The following is a 19,755-nucleotide window of genomic DNA, read 5'->3' on the forward strand; positions in this document are numbered from 1 at the left end:
TAATAATTTATAATAGTGTATGTAAGATTAAATCTTGATTAGTTAAACTTATGCAATGTTCTAAAAATCAGCTCAGCAAGTGATTTACTAATTCCATTGACTTTAACAAGCTCATCTATAGTTGCATCGCACACTGCTTTGTATGAACCGAAGTAATGCAGCAATGATTTTTTACGAGCCTCACCTATACCCTCTATGTCATCAAGACTTGATAATTTGATGGCACGCGATCTACCTAGTCTATGATTCCTTATAGCAAAACTATGAGCTTCATCTCGTAAGATTTGCAAATATTTCATAACTGACAAATTCTTATCCAAAGTAAATACTTCCTTACCTATCATATGGAATTGCTCAAGACCAGCATTTCTATCAGAACCTTTTGACATACAAACAAAAGGAATATTTATTTTAAATTTATCCATTACCTCTTTAACAACGCCTAAATGTCCCCTACCACCGTCTATAATCATTAAGCTTGGCAATTTATATGACTCTTGATTTAATCTTGTAAGCCTCCTTGTTAGAACTTGTCTTAACATCTCATAATCATCACCCACCACAACATTGTATATACCGTTGGTGTCATCCCATGGCTTGACCACGGAATCCAGATTGTGTATCAATGTACTCGATCCCGCGATCAAGTTGCGGGATGACAATGAGAAAACCCGATATTCCTTTTTATCAAAACCTGACTTACTGGCAACAACCATAACTCCGACAGCAAACTTACCTTGAATATGACTATTATCGTAAATTTCTATTCTTTCAGGAATCTCAGAAAGATCAAATAATTCTTTAATTTCAAGCATAATCTCTTGATTTTTTGTAAATTTCTTCAAATATTGCTCAATAGAAAACAAAGCATTTGTTGTGGCATTTTGAACTAGCTTGGCTTTACCTCCACTAATAGGCATTATAATATTGAGTTTAGTAATATTATTGATTTTCTTAATTGCTGCTATAACATCCTCTTTATCATCAACCTCATTATTAATAATAATCTCCGATGGTAATTGTTGTTTTTGATAAAATTGCAATAAAAAATATTTTAGCACTTCCTCTTTAGTGCTATTTTCTGTGGAAGTAGGAAAATAAGGAATATTACCACATGCCTGCCCTGCCCTATATAAAAACACTTCTACGCAATAATGTCCGTTCTTTTCTACAATAGCGATTATATCTGCATCTTTAACAATATCTGAGATACCTGCTTTAAGCTGCACATAACTAAGTGCTTTAATACGATCTCTAATTTCTGCTGCCTCCTCAAAACACATCTGACTACTTAGCTCTTCCATCTTTTGAGATAGGTTCTGTTGGAGTTCCTTAGTACAACCTTGTAAGAAAGCTTGCACCTGTATTACTAGCTCTGCATAATCTTTTTTATTTATCTTACCGACACAAGGAGCATAACAACGTTTTATTTCATATTGTAAGCAAGGACGAGTACGTGAATTAAAGTAATTATCTGTGCAGGAACGTAATTTAAAAATTTTTTGTAGTTCGGTCAAAGTAGTATTAACCGCCGTAGGCGAAGCAAAAGGACCAAAAAACTTGCCATCACTTAGAATTCTACCCCGATATTTTAGCAATTGTGGAAAATCATGATCTAAACGTAACTTGATAAAAGGAAAAGACTTGTCGTCCTTAAGAAGAATATTAAATTTTGGCTGAAATTTTTTGATTAGCTGCGCTTCTAAAAGCAGTGCCTCAACTTCGGAATTAGTGATGCTATATTCTACAAAACGAGTATTTGCAATCATCTGAAGCGTCTTATTATCTAAATCTAGTTTAATATAATTAGTAAGACGCTTTTTTAAATTTTTAGCTTTACCGACATAGATAACTTGCTTGTTAACGTCATACATTCGGTAAACCCCTGGACATTCAGGAGCATCTACAAGTCTAGATTTAATTAACTCACTTCCGGTAGCATCTGAGGTCATATATAGGGTATCCTATGTCATGCCCGACTACACAGGAATGACATTAAATTATTTGTTGATCCATGTAATAATGTTGCTAATTCCTCACTGTATTATACGGATTGTCATTTGCTACTTTAACATCCACTGTTTTTCGTGTATTATCATCAAAGAAAAAAGTTATTTTAAAACTGCTTCCTACATTTAAAGGTCCTTTTAAATCATAAAGCATAATATGCATACCACCAGGCTTAAAATCAACGTTAATATCACCAGAAATTAAAAACGGATAATCTACTTTTACCATCTTACTAACACCACTCTCATCAGTAATTGTTTGATGCAGTTCTATTTTATTTGCGATATCTGCAGATATATTCACTAAATTATAACTACTACTTCTACTATTTACTAATGTAAAATACATAGCAGAATTGCTAACCTTACCTTGTACATTTGCTGCAGTAGGTCTTGCCCAAGGCTGTATAAAGTTAACAGCTACCGCTGCAGGTAATAGGTTAATGGACTCATAAGAAGAATTTGTAGAATTAGGATTTTGAACTGTTTGGTTATCAGCATAGCTTACCAGACAAATTAAAGTTATAAAACTAATTAACAATGTTTTTAGCATCATAATACCTTAGATAAATTAAAATAAAATATTAGCATAAATTAAATATAAATCTAGTTTTTTAAAAGATATTTTTTGTACACTTCTTGCGGTAACCTCTCTATAGTATAATGATCTAAAAAATTTATTAATTGTTTTTCGTCTGTTTTTCCTGTTTCACTTAACATCCAACCAACCTACTGCTTTACGCATTAAATCATGTTTATTGTTTAAGAGTAATTTTGCTATTGCAAAAGTCGTATCTAATTCATTATTATTGATAAAATACTAAGTAACAACATAGCTATGCGTATTTCCTAAAGAATTTTCGATTTTTGTTAATGTAAAACGGTAACCCTTTTCTTTACCCTATAAATAAGCTCTGATTATATGATGGACTAAAGCATCTCTAAATTCTAATTATTTACGTGTTTTATATTGCATAAAATAACTAATGCTCAAAATCTTTCTTCATTAAATTCTGAAGTAATAAGCCGACTTAAATTATCTAATTGCTAAATAATAACTTTTAGCTACCTTATGTAAAGTTGGCACGATAACTCCAATAACCCGATCATGCTCTCCATAATCTCCTTCCCTAGTTTTGAAGAATAGCGTTCTACATTCTAAAGAAATAGTATCTAAGCTAAGCAAAATATTCCCAATTTGTTGTAAATTTTCTCTCATGCTCAATAAGCCATTTTTTACGATCTGGCCCTGAACCGTAACCACCAAGCTCACCGTTATTGTTGATGATGCGGTGACACGGAATAATTATAGCGAATTTATTTGCACCATTAGCATTTGCAACGGCTCTATAAGATCTTTCCCTACCCATTACTTTAGCTTGAGCAAAGTAACTTCTTGTTTCACCATAAGGTATATTCATTAGCTCTTGCCATACTAATTTTTGAAACTCGCTTCCTAAAATATATATAGGCGTATCAAATTTTTTTAAAGTACCGGTAAAATACGATTTAAGCTCCTCTTCGATTGATGAAAGCGGTTTAGTGCGACCTTCAATAATAACTGATTTTGTTTTAATCTTAAGTCTCTTAACTTTATTCTCTACTCCTTTACTTTCAGCAAAATCGAGCAAATAAAGTCTCTCTTCATTGCTAATTGCTAGGATGGAACCAATCGGAGTATCAAGCCAAGCTGATTTTAAAACATTATTAATTTTCATATCCATATTGTAGACTGTACAAATAAATAACATTAAGTTACATTCAACAAACAATATAAAAAGCCCTAAATTAACCTATCATTTCTTATACGCTTTCTTATGCACTAGACACTCTAGATAATAATTTATTAAAACAAAATGCAACAGTTTATCTATAAGAACAGAATTATGAGCCAGTACGGCAACACTGATAATTACTTACTATAAAAGCACTTTAGAAATATTAGGAAATTATTACAATAACCCGGCTATAGATATTATATAAATCTTGATAGCTTAAAAATTCTACGTTATTGTAAAGAAAATTATACATTGTTTGTATATTATCTTCATTACTTAATAATCAATAGCAAATTACAAAAGTAATTCACTATTTACGTTATTTAAACTAAATCATTTAACTTAATGCTTTTTTGAATCAATTAAACTTTTCACAACATCACTTAAATTTTCAGTATTAAAATTAATCCCCAATTTCTTTTTTACACATAATCATTAAGTAAATATCAAAAAATGCTTATTTATAGTATTGTTTGTCCAATGAATAATCATTTTTTTCTTAATGATCTTATAAGTATCAAGAGCAATTTTCACATTCGTTTCATACTGATTTTAATATATTTGATCCTGTAAGAAGTGAAATAATTTGCTATAAAAAGCTGTTATTGTTTTATTGTTGCCTAATTCAATCGGCACATCATTTTTAAATTTAGATCTTATTTTTTAAACTCTATAAAGCTGCATATTCTGTAAATGTTATCATAATTATTTGTGTTATTTATAAGGGTAGATAATTTTTGATAAAGACAGGATCGCGATATTGATATAATCCTTAATAGAATCTTGTATTTGATTAAGCCATATCTACGACCATGATATCTGTTCTTTTAATAAATTTTTCAAACATTTCATTGTCAAAAATGTTAAACACTGCAGTCTTCGTAATATAATCGATAATAACACACTTATCAAACAATTTTATTATTTGACTAATATATTTTTTATCCGGTTTTTCTTTATAATGCTTTTCCACTATCTCTTTGAGGTTATTAACGCTTTTCATTCTGTAGTTCTTGTAAAGAAACTTCAGATAATTTATTAGCATTAGAGGCTATAGACATTAGATTTTTATTCAATAAGAAATAAAACTGATTGCGTAGCTAAATACTATTAAAGCTGTTCAAAATCCAAATCATTAGGCACATTTATAAAAATATTTTTAATTTCTTGCAGTAATAGAAAAAGTTCTTTTAACTTATCATCTGTACAAAAAATATAGCATCTTCTAAATCTTCTTTATCAAAATTGTTCAAACCATAATTTTCATAAATTTGATATGCTTGTTTTAATTTTATTCGATAACCATATATATTCAATTATGTACCTGTTGTATCTTTACTTTAACTTTCCCTTTTTCTCAAATAGACGATTTGTGCTAGCAATTGCCTATAAAAGACTATGTTTTTATAATTCTTTACATATGTAAATCATAATATTACTAATAGTATCTTTATAAAATTTGTTGAATCCATCACACCAAGAAAAATATCACAAGTAGCACTATTCATTTGATCAGTCATATCCTTATTTTATGATAGATTATATAGGTTAAAAATTGGAAAGACACCAATCTAGCTTTCATAAAACAAGATAATAAAAATACTTATCCAAATATTATGTTTATTTATAATTCAAAATTAATGGTAAAATATTTAGCTATAAATAAAAACTTACTTAATTAAAAAATTATTTTATTTGCAGCATATGGATTTTAAAAAAATTAGGATAGCTGAGAAGCCTAAAGATACTTGGTGGAGATGAAGGGAATCGAACCCTTGACCCTCTGCGTGCAAAGCAGATGCTCTACCCCTGAGCTACATCCCCAATTATTTGTTAGTGAGATTTAGGAAATGAAAATATTAAGATAAATTTTTAACTAGTCCCCAAGGTAATGGTTGACCGTTACTTCCTATTACTAAATCTCCGGAAGATTCATATTCGGCAGCTAGAAAAGAATTTTGAGCAGCAATAAGCTTTACTGGCTTGATTTTCTGACCGTTATGAAAATATTCTTTAGCTTGTTCCCTAGAAGTCGGGTTATTTTTGGAGGCAGTTTTTGCTTTAGCTTTAGACATATACCCTTAACTTTTTCTTAAACTTGTGTGGATTATAACACTTTTTCCTAAATTTGTCAATAACTACCGTGTTAAATATATATTACATCAAAAATTATTATTGCTATGTTATTACTTTTTCACCGACTAATGTTATTTTAAATTCTGCTATTTTGATACCATTTTTTCATTATATATTAAAACCCCACTCCTCTAAATTCTACTTTTACACTGATGATGATATCAGCGCCACCATATGATATAAATAACAGCTTATATATTGCATCATCTTGAATATCTTAAGAAGTATATAAACGACTATATCTTGTGCAATATCTAGAATTTGCTGCACTTAAACTTAAGTCTAGTACTAATTATTACAAGAACATTTGGGTAAAGCGGTTTCATCTATTCATTTGCACCATGACAATATTTATATTTCTTACCTGAACCGCATGGGCATAGCTCATTACGGGATACCCTACCCCAACTGGTAGGATCTTCAGGATTTCTATCTTTTGGGTCAATGCGTGATACAATAGGTTTAAGATCTGTCTCAATGCTACTTCCTGCATTATATTTACTAAATGCTGGATCTTCCCGACTTTCCTGCATATTTTTTTGGAGTTTTTTACGATCAAGCAAAACATCTTCCTTTTGAATATGTTTTAAGTCAATATGGAAGTGATATACTGTTTGAATAAATAATTCTTTTAAATTATTAAGCATCTGCTCAAATAAATTAAATGCTTCTCTTTTATACTCGCTAAGAGGATCTTTTTGTGCATAAGCTCTAAGAGATATACCTTGTCTTAAATGATCTAAGCTATATAAATGATCTTTCCAAACTTGATCAAGAGTAGTTAGTAAAATATATTTTACAGCATTATGCATTAACTCGCTACTGTAAGCTTCTTCTTTTGACTTATATATATCATGTGCAACTTGTATAACAGATTTGGTCATTTCTTCTTCCGTTACATCATTTTTATTTACTAAATTATGATCAAATTTTATAGAAAAGACACGATGTAATTCTAGACTTAAATTGTCTATATCCCAATCTTCTCTGTAAGATCCTGGTGGCATAAAAGTTAGCACTATTTTTTTGGCGAGCTCTTCAGTAGTACTATTTAAGAAACCATAACTATCTTTAGATTTGATAATTTCGGTACGTTGCTCATATATTATTTTACGTTGGTCATTCATTACATCATCAAAACGTAATAAATTTTTACGTATCTCGTAATTATGGCCTTCGACCTTTTGCTGAGCTTTCTCAAGTGAACGACTAATCATCGGATGATGAATAGCCTCTCCGTCTTTTAATCCAAGTGTTCTAAGAACCCCTGATATACGTTCTGAAGCAAAAATACGCATTAAATCATCATCAAGCGATAAAAAAAACTTAGTTTTGCCTGGATCACCCTGTCTCCCTGATCTTCCTCTTAGCTGATTATCTATCCTACGGCTTTCATGTCTTTCCGTACCTATTACAAATAACCCACCCGCTTCAATAACCTGCTTCTTTTCTTCAGCAATTTGAGCTTTTATTTCAGCTATTTTAGCTTCATAACTATGATCTTTATCCAGCTGCTCTATTAACATTTCAGGGTTACCGCCAAGCATAATATCAGTACCGCGTCCTGCCATATTAGTTGCAATCGTTACTGCCCTAAACCTACCTGCTTGAGCAATAATAAAAGCTTCCTGCTCATGAAATTTAGCATTTAATACTTTATGAGGGATTTTTTCTTTATTTAAAATGCTTGAAAGTTCTTCTGATTTTTCTATGCTTATCGTACCAACAAGTATAGGCTGACCACGATCATAACAATCTTTAATCAGTTTTAAGATAGCATCATATTTTTCTTTTTTACTACCGTAAATCTCATCATCAAGATCAATCCTTGTTACTTTGTTATGGGTTGGCACTGCAACTACATCAAGATTATATATGTCTTTTAGTTCAGGTGCTTCGGTCATAGCCGTACCGGTCATACCTGATAATTTAGGATAATTACGGAAATAGTTTTGAAAAGTAATGGATGCAAGAGTTTGGTTTTCATTTTGAATTTTCACATTTTCTTTTGCTTCTAATGCTTGATGTAACCCTTCCGAATATCTACGTCCCTCCATTACACGACCGGTAAACTCATCTATAATCATTACTTTACCATCTCTTACTAAATAATCTACATCGACGTCAAACATATTATGAGCTCTTAAGGCTTGGTTAACATAATGCACTAAAGTTAAATTCTCAAAATCATATAAACTGGAACCAGACTTTATAATATTTTCTTTACTTAAAAGCGATTCTATATGTGTAATACCCGGTTCCGTTAAGTTGATAGTTTTTAATTTTTCATCTTTTTCAAAATCACTTGCATTAAGCTTTCTTATAATTTTATCAATTTTACCATATAATTCTGAATTATCATTAACCGGACCTGATATAACGAGTGGCGTTCTAGCTTCATCTATCAAGATCGAATCAACTTCATCAATAATAGCAAAATTAAAAGGACGAAGTACTCGCTCTTGTATGCTATACTTCATATTATCTCTTAAATAATCAAAGCCAAGTTCATTATTTGTTGCATGGGTAATATCAGCATTATAGGCAGCTCGTTTTATCTCATCAGGCATACCGGCAACAATACATCCAACCGATAAACCTAAAAAGTGATAAATTTTACCCATAGATGCAGAATCACGACGTACTAAATAATCATTAACTGTCACAATATGTACTCCTTTTCCGGTCAAAGCATTTAAATATGCAGGAAGCGTTGCAACTAATGTTTTACCCTCACCGGTACGCATTTCGGCAATCATGCCTCGATGTAATATAAGCCCCCCTATAAGCTGAACGTCGAAATGACGCATACCACAAACTCTTCTAGCTGCTTCCCTCACTACTGCAAATGCCTCATATACTATATCGTCTAAAGTTGCTCCATTTTTAAGCTTTTCTTTAAACTCTACAGTTTTATGCTTTAACTCCTCATCTGACAATTTTTGTATAACAGGTTCAAGCGAGTTAATCTTTGTAATCTCGGAAAATAGTTTTTTTACAGTACGATCATTTGCAGTACCAAAAAATTTTGTTAATATAGAAAGCATTAAAGTCCTTTGATATTTTTAGTATTTTAGTACTTAAAATATAGGCATATTTTATAAAATTATCAAATGTTATAATTTTATTTAAATGAATAATTTTTGATTGAAAAGTATTTGTTTACTAAAAAAATTTGTAAATTATTATTAATAAATAAAATATTCTCAAATAGTTATTGACGGTTATATATTATTTTTATAAAATTTAAGCTTATGTTTAACACAATTACGAGTCATAAATGAAAAAATTATCTGTTATATTTTTATCAGTTAGCATGCTTTCCGGCATTGCTTTTGCCGATAAAGATAAGGTAGTTGCTACCTATAAAGGCGGTGAAGTAAAAGAATCGCAAATCATGAAAGAATTTAAACCACAGCTTAATATTCAATCAGGCGAAACAATCAAAAGTTTCAATGATTTTTCACCACAAGATCAGGAAAAATTAATAAAAATTTATGTTAATAATATTTTATTAAAAGAAGAGGTTGCTAAGTCAAACATTACATCCTCTAAAGAATTCCAAGAAAAACTTGAAAATGCCAAAAATCAATTAGCTCAACAAGAATTACTAGCAAATTATATAAAATCTCACATTACGGATCAGATGTTCGATGACGAGTATAATAAATATGTTGACAATCTTAAAGGTAAAGAACAAATAAAAGTTGCTCATATTTTAGTGAAATCCCAAAAAGAAGCAAATGAAATAAAAACTAAATTAAGCAAAGGTGGAAATTTTACTAAGCTTGCAGAAGAGTCATCTCTTGATAAAGCTTCAGCTTCAAATGGTGGCGTTATTGGTGACATTATACTAAATCAACCTGGACAGTTAGTACCAGAATTTGAAAAGAAAGCTTTTGCTTTAAAAGTAAATGAAATTTCAACTCCTGTAAAAACCGATTTTGGCTGGCATATTATCAAAGTACTTGAGAAAAAACCTGTTCCTATCCCAACAAAAGAAGAAGCAAAAGTAACTATTGATAATATATTAGCGACAGCAATACTAAAGAAATATATTTCTGATTTAGAAGCTAAAGCCGATTTAAAAATTATGTTACCTAAAGCAGATGGCAAAGCCAAAGAGTAATTATATTTAATATCATTCCTGGTGGAGCTGGATCTACATAGATCGGATCAAAACACATCTTTAATTCCAGCAACTACTGGAATATTAAGTAACATCCTAGCGAACCTGATTGCGGGACCCAACTAAAAATACTAAAATCATTAGTGCTTTAAATTGTTTTTCGGATCCCGTGGTCAAGCTACGGAATGACACCAAACAAATTTCCTGATTCACACACAATACCCGCTTTACTACAAACCCTCAACCACAGCAAATGCTACACATACAGGATAATCATCAGAAAGAGAAAGGTGAATATTAAAAGAAGAATATTTTTTTGTATAGTCTGAACTAACTTCTGCTATAGGCTTGCCTAAATCATCATTTATTATAGTAATATCTTGAAAATTTATACCTTGACCTATACCGACTCCAAAGGCTTTACTAACAGCTTCTTTAGCAGCAAAACGCTTTGCTAAAAAAGCAGCACGGTTGTTTGATTTACCCAATAAATCAAACTGTTTTAATTCCTTTAAAGTTAGAATTTTTTTAGCAAAAAGTTCCGGATATAAATGTAATATTTTTTCTATTCTAGGAATGTGTACTATATCAGTACCGATACCGATAAACATTTACTTATCTGTTTCATAATATTCACCGTTCTCATCAATAAAGATTTGATCATCTAAATCAGAATAATCTTCACCGATATAAACTTCAGGTAAATACTCAAATTTTTCTTCTACATTTTCCAAGTCATCTTGATTAACAAGCGGCTCTACCATAGTTCTTGTACACAGACTATTTATTAAGTCTTGTTCTAACTGAGCTATCGATACTTTTCCGGCAGCAATTCTACGTAATGCGATAACAGGGGGCTTATCACGCTTTTCTTTTTTGCTTTGACTAGTGTCTACTTTATAATTTAATAATTTAGCATATCTTGTTGCTAGGACAACAAGCCGAAACCTATCTGATATAATTTTATTACAATCTTCTGTCGTAATTCTTGCCATAATTCTGCTCCGTTTAAAATATTATACTACAAAATAAATAGGTAATGAGTATACGCGCAGATCCACTACAAAAAGAGCTAAAAGTCCACAAGGCAAGAGGAACAGAGCATATACTTAAATACGTGAGTACCGTAGCTCTTGTAGAACGAAAACACAAATTTTGAAAGTGCATCGAGTACGTTATACCCTTTTTATATCCGCACCGCAATTACTTAATTTTTTTTCTAAATCTTGGAATCCACGATCTAAGTGATATATTCGGTGTAATACCGTTTTGCTATTAGTACTAAGACCTGCTAAAATTAGTGATACGGAAGCTCTAAGGTCACTTGCCATAACTTCTGCTCCTTTTAACATTTTTACACCTCGAACTATAGCCTTATTACCTCGTACTACTATATCTGCTCCCATTCTACATAATTCAGGAACATGCATAAAACGGTTTTCAAAAATATTCTCAGTGATCATTGAAACACCGCTGCTAAGCGTCATCAGACTCATAAATTGAGCTTGTAAATCTGTAGCAAATCCAGGATATGGATTAGTTTCTAAATCAACTGAACTTAACTTTCCTGCATAAATTACCTGCACACCATTATCTATAGGCACAACTTTTATACCTGTTTCAATAAGTTTTAAAGCTATATTTTCTATAATACGATAATCAATGCCACAAATTTTCACATTACCTTTAGTAATAGCTGCCGCAAACATATACGTACCGGCTTCAATACGATCAGACAGTACTTTATAGCGTGCTTTATTTAAAGAATTTTTACCTTTAATTGTTATTTCACTAGTACCGACACCTATAATATCAGCGCCAATTTTAATAAGACAATTACATAAATCAACTATTTCCGGCTCTCGGCCACAATTAAAAAGCATTGTTTCACCTTCTGCTAAAACAGCTGCAAGTATTGCATTAATCGTAGCACCAACTGAAACTTTATCAAAAACAAAATGTGTGCCTTTTAAAGGTCCTTTACTCGAAGCGTTAATATAACCACCTTCTATTTCAATTATGGCCCCCATAGCTTTTAATACTGCAATATGCATATCTACTTGCCTTGCCCCGATAGCACAACCGCCTGGAAGCGATACTTTTGCTTTACCGTATTTGGTAAGCAAAGGACCAAGTACCCAAATCGACGCTCTCATTTTACGCACTATTTCATAATCTGCAGTAAAGTTATTTATATTGTCAGTATTAATTATAAGCTCACATTCATCTTGGTGTTCTATTATTTCAATATCTGCTCCGTGACTTCTTAGCAAATCTTTCATAGTACTAACATCTGTTAATTTTGGGACATTAGTAATATGCAGTTTATCGGTAAGAATAGATGCTGCCATAATAGGTAGCACAGCATTTTTAGCACCGCTAACATTAATACTACCTCTGAGAGGTTTACCTCCGTGAATAATTAATTTCTGCATAAATTTTTTATAAAAATGTTTAGATTATTCTTAACTAGAATTATTGTTATGTGGACTGGACAATACGCTTGGTTGTCATACCGTAACTTGAACACGGCATCCAGAAAAAAAATTAATAAAGATTGAATCCAGCTATCAAGTTGCAGGATGACAATGGAATAATTGATCGACACGCGCAAGCTCATTGCAAGAATTACAAAGGCTACACATCTAAATTCACGACATTCAAAGCATTCGCTTGGATAAATAATCTGCGAGGTTCAACAACGTCACCCATTAAAGTAGAGAAAATTCCCTCTGCTTCATCAACTTCTGCAACTCTTACCTGAAGCAAAGTTCTTTTTTCAGGATTAAGAGTAGTGTCCCATAGCTGATCAGAATTCATCTCACCAAGACCTTTAAAACGCTGAATATTTATAGTTTTTTTCCCACATTCTATAATGGTATTTAACAACTGACTCGGTATTAAAATATCGAATTCCTGACTTTTCACTATAAGCTTTAATTGCTTATCAAATATATCAAAAATCGTTAAAGCAAGCTGTGATATTTGTACAAACTCAAATGATTCCAACTGCTCTTTCAACAATATTTTACTCTCTTTTAAACCTCTGCTAAAACGGAAAAACTCTATTTTATTGTCATGTTTTAAAACTCCCCAATTAGTTTTATCAGGTGACTCTTCTAAGCTATTTAAAACATCTAAAGCTTTTTTAAGCATTAAATCACCTTCAGCCTCAAATATTTTGTTATTAAGTAATTTATGAATCGCAAGAATTTCTGTAATTGAACGATTAAATTTTTTGCTAGCATGATCAAGCAACTTGTTAAACTTAACTACTTTACTAATTAGGTCTTCTAAATTATCATCTACTAACTGCTCTTGACCATCTAGAATTAATGTTGCATCATTGATAGTTGATTTTATCAAATAATCTTGCAAAACTTGCTCATTCTTTAAATAAAGCTCGGCTGCTCCTTTTTTTACCTTATAAAGCGGGGGTTGGGCTATATATAGATAACCTTTATTTATTAGCTCCGGCATATGACGATAGAAAAATGTGAGCAATAAAGTTCTAATATGCGCGCCGTCAACATCGGCATCAGTCATAATAATAACTTTATGGTATCTAAGCTTTTCAAGAGAAAATTCTTGGTTATCAACACCAGTTCCAAGAGCCGTAATTAATGTACCGATTTGATCAGAACCAAGCATTTTATCAAACCTTGCTCGCTCAACATTTAAAATTTTACCACGCAGAGGTAATATAGCCTGAATCTTACTGTCCCTACCCTGCTTTGCAGTACCACCCGCCGAATCACCCTCTACTATAAACAATTCTGAAATTGCAGGATCTTTTGCATGGCAATCTGCAAGTTTACCGGGTAAGTTCGAGACATCTAAAACTGATTTTCTTCTCGTTAACTCCCTTGCTTTTCTAGCAGCTTCACGAGCATTCGCCGCTTCCATAATCTTAGCTATAATTGCCTTTGCTTCTGCCGGATGCTCTTCAAACCATTCAAGCACCTTTGTATAAACGACATTCTCAACAATAGGTCTTACCTCAGCACTAACTAGTTTGTCTTTTGTCTGAGACGAGAATTTAGGATCGGGAACTTTAACAGAAAGCACACAACATAGCCCTTCCCTAGTATCTTCACCATTAAAGTCATATTTAACTTTTTTATTAAGACCCGTAGTATCAAGATAAGCAGTAATAACACGTGTTATAGCTGATTTAAAAGCACTAAGGTGGGTTCCACCATCACGCTGCCTAATATTATTAGTAAAACATAAAATATTTTCATAATATGAATCATTCCAGTGCATTGCAAACTCAAGTTTTATACCAGACTCAGCATTATCTACATTAACTATTATACATGGGTGGATAGCGTGCTTCGCTCTATCTATATATTTCACATAAGCTTCTATACCACCTGTATAATAAAACTCTGCTTTCTTAGCTTCTTCAAAGCGATTATCTACTAATAAAATTTTTACGCCTGAATTTAAAAAAGCAAGTTCACGAAGACGGTGCTCTATAGTGCTGAAATCAAATTCTATATTAGTAAATGTTGCGACAGACGGGAAAAAAGTAACTTCTGTACCTTTTTTATCAATATTTTCTTTGACAATCGCAAGCGGAGCTTCCGTTGTACCATTATTAAACCTAATTAAATACTCCTTATTATTACGCCATATACGCAACTCAAGCCACTCAGAAAGAGCATTTACCACCGATACACCAACACCGTGCAGACCGCCTGAAACTTTATAGGAGTTCTGATCAAACTTACCGCCGGCATGAAGCTGCGTCATAATAACTTCAGCTGCCGATATGCCTTCCTCTTCATGAATTTCGACTGGTATACCTCGCCCGTTATCGGACACGGTTACTGAACCATTTTTATTTAATACTACCTGGACTAAATCGCAATAACCAGCAAGTGACTCGTCAATAGCGTTGTCAACTACTTCATAAATCATATGATGTAAACCCGATCCATCACCAACGTCCCCGATATACATTCCAGGTCTTTTTCTTACGGCTTCAAGACCTTTTAAAACCTTTATAGAATCAGCACCGTATGATAATTTGTTAAATTTTTCTTCAATTCCCGACATAATCTTTTTATATTTGGCTCTATTATTTGTTGCTAGAAACAATGAGAATTACTATAACGTAACTTATTAAAATAGTAAAGTTTCTTAATTAAAAATTAGTGAGATAACATGAATATATTAAAGTTAAAAAATCTTTTCGATGTAATTGATGATTATGATGTGTTTTTATTTGATCTTTGGGGCGTAATAATTGAGGGAGAGCATACATATCAAAATGTTGTACAAAATATTAATAAACTTATTAAACGAAAAAATGTATATTTTGTCACTAATGCCCCACAAAATATTTTTTTACTGCATCAAACAATTAAATCCTGGGGATTAAATGCAGAACCAGAAATGATCATTAGCTCAGGTGCAATAGCAGTGCAAATGATCCTAGAAAGTAAAGAGCGGTTCGGCATAAAAAAACCTGTAATATATCATTTAGGACATTTAGAAAATGATATATTAAACGAAATTCAATATCCTATTACCAATGATATAGAAAAAGCTAATATTTTCTTAATGACTATTTATAGGGATGAAAACGAAAATTTAGACTTAAACGAGTTCGATGAATTATTTAAAATTGTTGTAGAACGTAAAATGGTCAATATTTGCGCTAATCCTGATCTTGGAATCAATCAACACGGTGTTTATAGATATTGTAGTGGCTATTATGCTAAAAAAATAAAACAACTTGGTGGAAAAATAATTTATAGCGGCAAGCCGTACAAGGAAATATATAGCAAAATTTTTAAAGAATGTCTTAATACCCCTAAGAATCGTATTTTAATGATTGGGGATACTTTTTACACTGATATACTTGCAGCAAATCGCCTTGGTATAGACTCTGCCCTAGTATTAACCGGGAATTCTAGGAAATATCATATTAATTTTGATAATATTGATGAAAAACTGGAGAGTTTAACGAAATCTGCTATCAAACAATCGATTATACCTAATTTTATGTTGAATTTATCGTGATCACGTCATAATTTTCCCAAAGCCAATAATCCTTAATGTCACCCCGCGGTTTTACTATAGGGTCCAGTCTTTATTTTATGTTTTTTCTGGATCCCACGATCAAACCGTGGGTTGAGAGTACAACAACTCTATTGATATTATACTTATAATCTGCTATAGATTAAAACTTAAGCGGTCGTGGCGAAATTGGTAGACGCGCAGCATTGAGGGTGCTGTTCTGAAAAGATTGGAAGTTCAAGTCTTCTCGACCGCACCATTTCACTGGTTTTTACACGGTTAAATTGCCTCTCTACTATAGTTGTCTCTTTATCTTTGTCTAAGATCATTGCGCTCAAATTTTCTGTTTTGGCATTTCAGATTTTATGTTTATTCCTAACTTTCTGTTATTTTACCAAATGTCCTGTTTTATGGCACAATTATATTGATTCTACGTCCAGTGCATCCTGCTGAGTCTCATAGGCTAATAACGCTCTCACTATACCTAAAATTTTTATTTCTTATAGCAGAATAAATACAAGGTTCATATAAGATATTAGGATTAACACCTGATCGCAATAACTTTTGAACTGCTTCTAAATTCTTATCTTCAATCACAGCAATCAATAATTCTTCCTTATTATTCATAAATTGCACCATAATATATTAATAAAAGTACATGAATAAAGATATGATATTAGATTTGTCAATATTATCCAATATAACTCTTTTGCTGAATAAAAAATCTATTGCTTATTTGTACTCTGTGATTTATATTGATTAGCAAATTGTACACCACCTTGCGTCAAACCTAACTAAATCAGTTTTAAATAATTATAATTAACTAAGTCTATACTAAACTATTAGGTAAATAGGTTATGCCTAATTTCAATATATTTAAAAGCATTTTACCTGATCATCATGATCAATTTGCTGAGATTTTTGATCAAATTAATGATCTGCTCGAAGATCATAATTATGATGCTGCGGCAAGTAGACTGGCCGAACTTCATTATGCCGATTTAGCAGATTTCTTAGATAATCTTAACAATAAAACATATAAAATAATTATTCCTTTATTACAGGATAAAATTAAGCCTGAAACGTTAGTATCGTTAAACGCTTATAGTAAGCCTCTAATAATAGAAACTTTAGGCATAAAAAAATCTGCAGAATTAATCAATAAGCTAGTTATAGAAGATGCTATTGAAGTAGTAATTGATCTAGACAATGATATAAAAGATCTTATCCTAAGTAACCTTACTAAAGAAAAACAACACCAAATTACTGTAGGTTGTACATACCCCGAAAATACGGTAGGTAGAGTAATTGAGCGAGATTTTATTAATCTTCAAGAAAACTGGACGGTAGAGGAATCATTAAATTTTATCAAGAACGTAAAGAACGACTTTTATGCTGCTATCGTCACTAATAATAAATTACGTCCTATCGGTATTATTTCTCTCAGCACACTAATTAAAGGCAAAAAAAATGAATTAATAAAAGATTTGATGAGCAAAGATTTTAAGCTTGCAGATCCTTTTACCGACTTAAATGAACTAAGCTTTATTTTTAGACAATATGCTTTAACTATTGTACCAGTAGTAAATAAAAGCGGTAAATTAGTAGGTAGCGTATCAATCGATAATATAATTTATATTATTGAAGAGCAAGCTGGAAAAGATATATTATCATTAAGCGGGGTGCATACTCAGGATACTTTCTTCAATGTATTTTATACTGTAAAACATCGTTTTCCCTGGCTCTTTGTTAATCTAATCACTGCCTGCATGACCTCACTTATCATTAACCATTTTAATGACACTATTGCAAAACTTGTAACACTTGCAGCCACTATGCCTATTGTAGCCTCGATGGGCGGTAATGCCGGAACACAAGCCATGACCGTTACTGTTAGAGCCCTTGCTAATAAGGATATCCATTATAATAATGTCAATAAAGTTATATTAAAAGAAATAGCCGTATCAGCTTTTAATGGTTTTGTACTTGCAATTATTGGCGCAGGACTTAGCTTTATAATGTTACTTGACTTAAATCTTAGTGTAATTTTTGCTATTGCAGTTATTTTAAATTTCTTAATCGCCGGATTATTCGGCTCTGCTATTCCTATAATACTACATTACTTTGATATAGACCCCGCTGCAGGCTCCGGTGTATTTCTAACAACCATAACCGATGCTTTAGGTTTCCTAACTTTCTTAAGCCTTGCGCATATTTTTTTAGTGTAAATTTAGTGTTTTACAAATAAAAATATATACATATTATAGCAAGCAGTATATATAACTCCAAGACATTTATATATACCACAACTTGTATACCGATTTTAAGTCGGTATTATTATACTCATAAGATATGTCATGATCTATCTGCATATTCTGATTATTATTAGCACTAACTATAGCAATAGCTGCTCCAAGCCAAAATACAATAAGCTAATCAAATCAAAAAGAATTAACAAGTGTTCCTACTGCCAATACTACTACGGTTGCAACCTAAAGTTATAACAATAAGCAAAGCCACCACCCCAATAACGTTGAGGAATTGTTGTCATTGGGGTTAGATAAAGTGCGACAACCTAAATGTCTCCCCATAGAATATATCTCCTGAACGGTCATCCAACACGCAGTTACTACAACCAATTACAGTATAAGTTTTTAAATTAGCCATTATTAAGACAATAAAGTGACATTAAAAAAGTTGTAATAATGACTGTTACCTTACAACCTATAGCATCTCTAACCGCATATTAAAGCACTGATAGCTTAATACACATGTGGGACAATATGAAATAGCAGAATCATAGAGAAGCAGCATGCATCGGCTTCAGGAAACAATAGAGTGCTAAGAAGCCCCACCATATGTACACATGAGATCAAAGTATTCAAGAAGTGTACCTATTGATAGTAACCATACAGCTTCTTTTTAATTACGGGCTAAACCTCTTTACCCCTTTTGAGTCACTTAACATATTTTCTTTACAAATTAGTTTAAATTAATAAAGAACTACACTGTTTTATAAAAGCAGAAACACTAGATCTTAGGTCATTGCCTCAAAAAGGTTGATATCGTTATTGCTAAGAAAAATTGAAAATTTGAACAAAGCAAAGAGAAATAATGAATACTATTAGTATTCTTATGGATTGTCAAGTTCTGAACAAATGCTCGTAATAAAAGTATTTAGCAATGCCAAAATTTCTAATTTAATACTTGCAATTTGTCTTATAATTACTTATTATTTAGATTCGCTTAGATTAAAAAGCACTAAGGCGTTTTAATGTAATGAATTTTACCCCTTAAACTTTTTATATTAAAACGCCTTTATTTTATTTAAGCGGGTGTAGCTCAGGGGTAGAGCGCTACCTTGCCAAGGTCGAAGTCGAGGGTTCGAATCCCTTCACCCGCTCCAGTTACCTTTCACATTCCCACGAAAACGGGAATCTAAAAAGCATATAAAAAAAATTTTTATTTATTTTACCAAATATGTTATTTTATATTAAAGTTATTTTTTCTAGATTCCTGCTTCCGCAGGAATGGCATCGGTAAGCTTATTATAATTTTTGGAGCTATGCAGCAATATCAATCAAGCTATGGATGTATTATAAATTCAATTTTCTAAGCCATATTTTTTCTTAAAATCTTCTCATAAAATTACTGCTTCTACTTTTTCTTCTAT

At 31.8% G+C, this 19,755-nt stretch carries 17 protein-coding genes and 3 tRNA genes; 5 read left to right on the forward strand and 15 right to left on the reverse strand.

Annotated features, from left to right (window positions below; genetic code table 11):
• Nucleotides 1-38: 38 nt before the first annotated feature.
• From uvrC to secA, 10 genes are all read right to left on the reverse strand, one after another.
• Nucleotides 39-1,952, reverse strand: a complete 1,914-nt coding sequence (gene uvrC, locus AAGW17_RS04985; protein ID WP_347938891.1) for an excinuclease ABC subunit UvrC — start codon at nucleotides 1,950-1,952, stop codon at nucleotides 39-41.
• Nucleotides 1,953-2,028: 76 nt separating this feature from the next.
• Nucleotides 2,029-2,562 carry a copper chaperone PCu(A)C gene (locus tag AAGW17_RS04990; protein WP_347939433.1) on the reverse strand — a complete coding sequence of 178 codons (534 nt, stop codon included), beginning with the start codon at nucleotides 2,560-2,562 and terminating at the stop codon, nucleotides 2,029-2,031.
• A gap of 156 nt (nucleotides 2,563-2,718) precedes the next feature.
• Nucleotides 2,719-2,823 (reverse strand): DNA alkylation repair protein, encoded by a 105-nt coding sequence (locus AAGW17_RS04995; protein WP_347939434.1) that lies wholly within the window; start codon nucleotides 2,821-2,823, stop codon nucleotides 2,719-2,721.
• A gap of 222 nt (nucleotides 2,824-3,045) precedes the next feature.
• Nucleotides 3,046-3,228 (reverse strand): DNA alkylation repair protein, encoded by a 183-nt coding sequence (locus AAGW17_RS05000; protein WP_347938892.1) that lies wholly within the window; start codon nucleotides 3,226-3,228, stop codon nucleotides 3,046-3,048.
• The gene (locus AAGW17_RS05005; protein ID WP_347938893.1) at nucleotides 3,188-3,733 is read right to left on the reverse strand and encodes a methylated-DNA--[protein]-cysteine S-methyltransferase; all 546 of its coding nucleotides are present in this window, start codon (nucleotides 3,731-3,733) and stop codon (nucleotides 3,188-3,190) included. The genes AAGW17_RS05000 and AAGW17_RS05005 overlap by 41 nt, the downstream gene beginning before the upstream one ends.
• A gap of 847 nt (nucleotides 3,734-4,580) precedes the next feature.
• A complete protein-coding gene (locus tag AAGW17_RS05010; RefSeq protein WP_347938894.1) occupies nucleotides 4,581-4,790 on the reverse strand; it encodes a hypothetical protein in 210 nt (69 codons plus the stop codon).
• A gap of 187 nt (nucleotides 4,791-4,977) precedes the next feature.
• Nucleotides 4,978-5,103 carry a hypothetical protein gene (locus tag AAGW17_RS05015; RefSeq protein ID WP_347938895.1) on the reverse strand — a complete coding sequence of 42 codons (126 nt, stop codon included), beginning with the start codon at nucleotides 5,101-5,103 and terminating at the stop codon, nucleotides 4,978-4,980.
• A 433-nt stretch (nucleotides 5,104-5,536) separates the two neighbouring features.
• A tRNA-Ala gene (locus AAGW17_RS05020) sits at nucleotides 5,537-5,611 on the reverse strand.
• Nucleotides 5,612-5,646: 35 nt separating this feature from the next.
• Nucleotides 5,647-5,862, reverse strand: coding sequence for a hypothetical protein (locus AAGW17_RS05025; RefSeq protein WP_347938896.1), 216 nt, complete (start codon nucleotides 5,860-5,862; stop codon nucleotides 5,647-5,649).
• 387 nt (nucleotides 5,863-6,249) lie between these two features.
• Complete coding sequence (gene secA / locus AAGW17_RS05030; RefSeq protein ID WP_347938897.1) at nucleotides 6,250-8,970, reverse strand: preprotein translocase subunit SecA; 2,721 nt, start codon at nucleotides 8,968-8,970, stop codon at nucleotides 6,250-6,252.
• Nucleotides 8,971-9,203: 233 nt separating this feature from the next.
• Here secA and AAGW17_RS05035 point away from each other — a divergent pair, with 233 nt between their 5' ends.
• Nucleotides 9,204-10,052, forward strand: a complete 849-nt coding sequence (locus AAGW17_RS05035) for a foldase protein PrsA (RefSeq protein WP_347938898.1) — start codon at nucleotides 9,204-9,206, stop codon at nucleotides 10,050-10,052.
• 230 nt (nucleotides 10,053-10,282) lie between these two features.
• Here the strand turns inward: AAGW17_RS05035 and acpS are convergent, their stop codons facing one another.
• The 4 genes from acpS to gyrB form a co-directional block, all read right to left on the reverse strand.
• Nucleotides 10,283-10,663 carry a holo-ACP synthase gene (gene acpS, locus AAGW17_RS05040; protein ID WP_347938899.1) on the reverse strand — a complete coding sequence of 127 codons (381 nt, stop codon included), beginning with the start codon at nucleotides 10,661-10,663 and terminating at the stop codon, nucleotides 10,283-10,285.
• Entirely contained in the window at nucleotides 10,664-11,047 is a 384-nt protein-coding gene (gene rpoZ / locus AAGW17_RS05045; protein ID WP_347938900.1) for a DNA-directed RNA polymerase subunit omega, read from the reverse strand. It abuts the gene before it with no gap.
• 180 nt (nucleotides 11,048-11,227) lie between these two features.
• Nucleotides 11,228-12,487 carry a UDP-N-acetylglucosamine 1-carboxyvinyltransferase gene (gene murA / locus AAGW17_RS05050; RefSeq protein WP_347938901.1) on the reverse strand — a complete coding sequence of 420 codons (1,260 nt, stop codon included), beginning with the start codon at nucleotides 12,485-12,487 and terminating at the stop codon, nucleotides 11,228-11,230.
• A 202-nt stretch (nucleotides 12,488-12,689) separates the two neighbouring features.
• Nucleotides 12,690-15,116 carry a DNA topoisomerase (ATP-hydrolyzing) subunit B gene (gene gyrB, locus AAGW17_RS05055; protein WP_347938902.1) on the reverse strand — a complete coding sequence of 809 codons (2,427 nt, stop codon included), beginning with the start codon at nucleotides 15,114-15,116 and terminating at the stop codon, nucleotides 12,690-12,692.
• Nucleotides 15,117-15,224: 108 nt separating this feature from the next.
• Here gyrB and AAGW17_RS05060 point away from each other — a divergent pair, with 108 nt between their 5' ends.
• Nucleotides 15,225-16,085 (forward strand): TIGR01459 family HAD-type hydrolase, encoded by an 861-nt coding sequence (locus AAGW17_RS05060; RefSeq protein ID WP_347938903.1) that lies wholly within the window; start codon nucleotides 15,225-15,227, stop codon nucleotides 16,083-16,085.
• 171 nt (nucleotides 16,086-16,256) lie between these two features.
• A tRNA-Leu gene (locus tag AAGW17_RS05065) sits at nucleotides 16,257-16,341 on the forward strand.
• Between the two features lie 197 nt (nucleotides 16,342-16,538).
• Here AAGW17_RS05065 and AAGW17_RS05070 read toward each other — a convergent pair.
• Entirely contained in the window at nucleotides 16,539-16,721 is a 183-nt protein-coding gene (locus AAGW17_RS05070) for a hypothetical protein (RefSeq protein WP_347939435.1), read from the reverse strand.
• A 218-nt stretch (nucleotides 16,722-16,939) separates the two neighbouring features.
• Between AAGW17_RS05070 and mgtE the strand changes: the two genes are divergently transcribed.
• Complete coding sequence (gene mgtE, locus AAGW17_RS05075) at nucleotides 16,940-18,310, forward strand: magnesium transporter (RefSeq protein WP_347938904.1); 1,371 nt, start codon at nucleotides 16,940-16,942, stop codon at nucleotides 18,308-18,310.
• A gap of 1,103 nt (nucleotides 18,311-19,413) precedes the next feature.
• Nucleotides 19,414-19,488, forward strand: a tRNA-Gly gene (locus AAGW17_RS05080).
• Nucleotides 19,489-19,755 lie beyond the last annotated feature (267 nt).

Source organism: Rickettsia sp. Oklahoma-10, from assembly GCF_039954865.1.
Classification (GTDB): Bacteria; Pseudomonadota; Alphaproteobacteria; order Rickettsiales; family Rickettsiaceae; genus Rickettsia; species Rickettsia oklahomensis.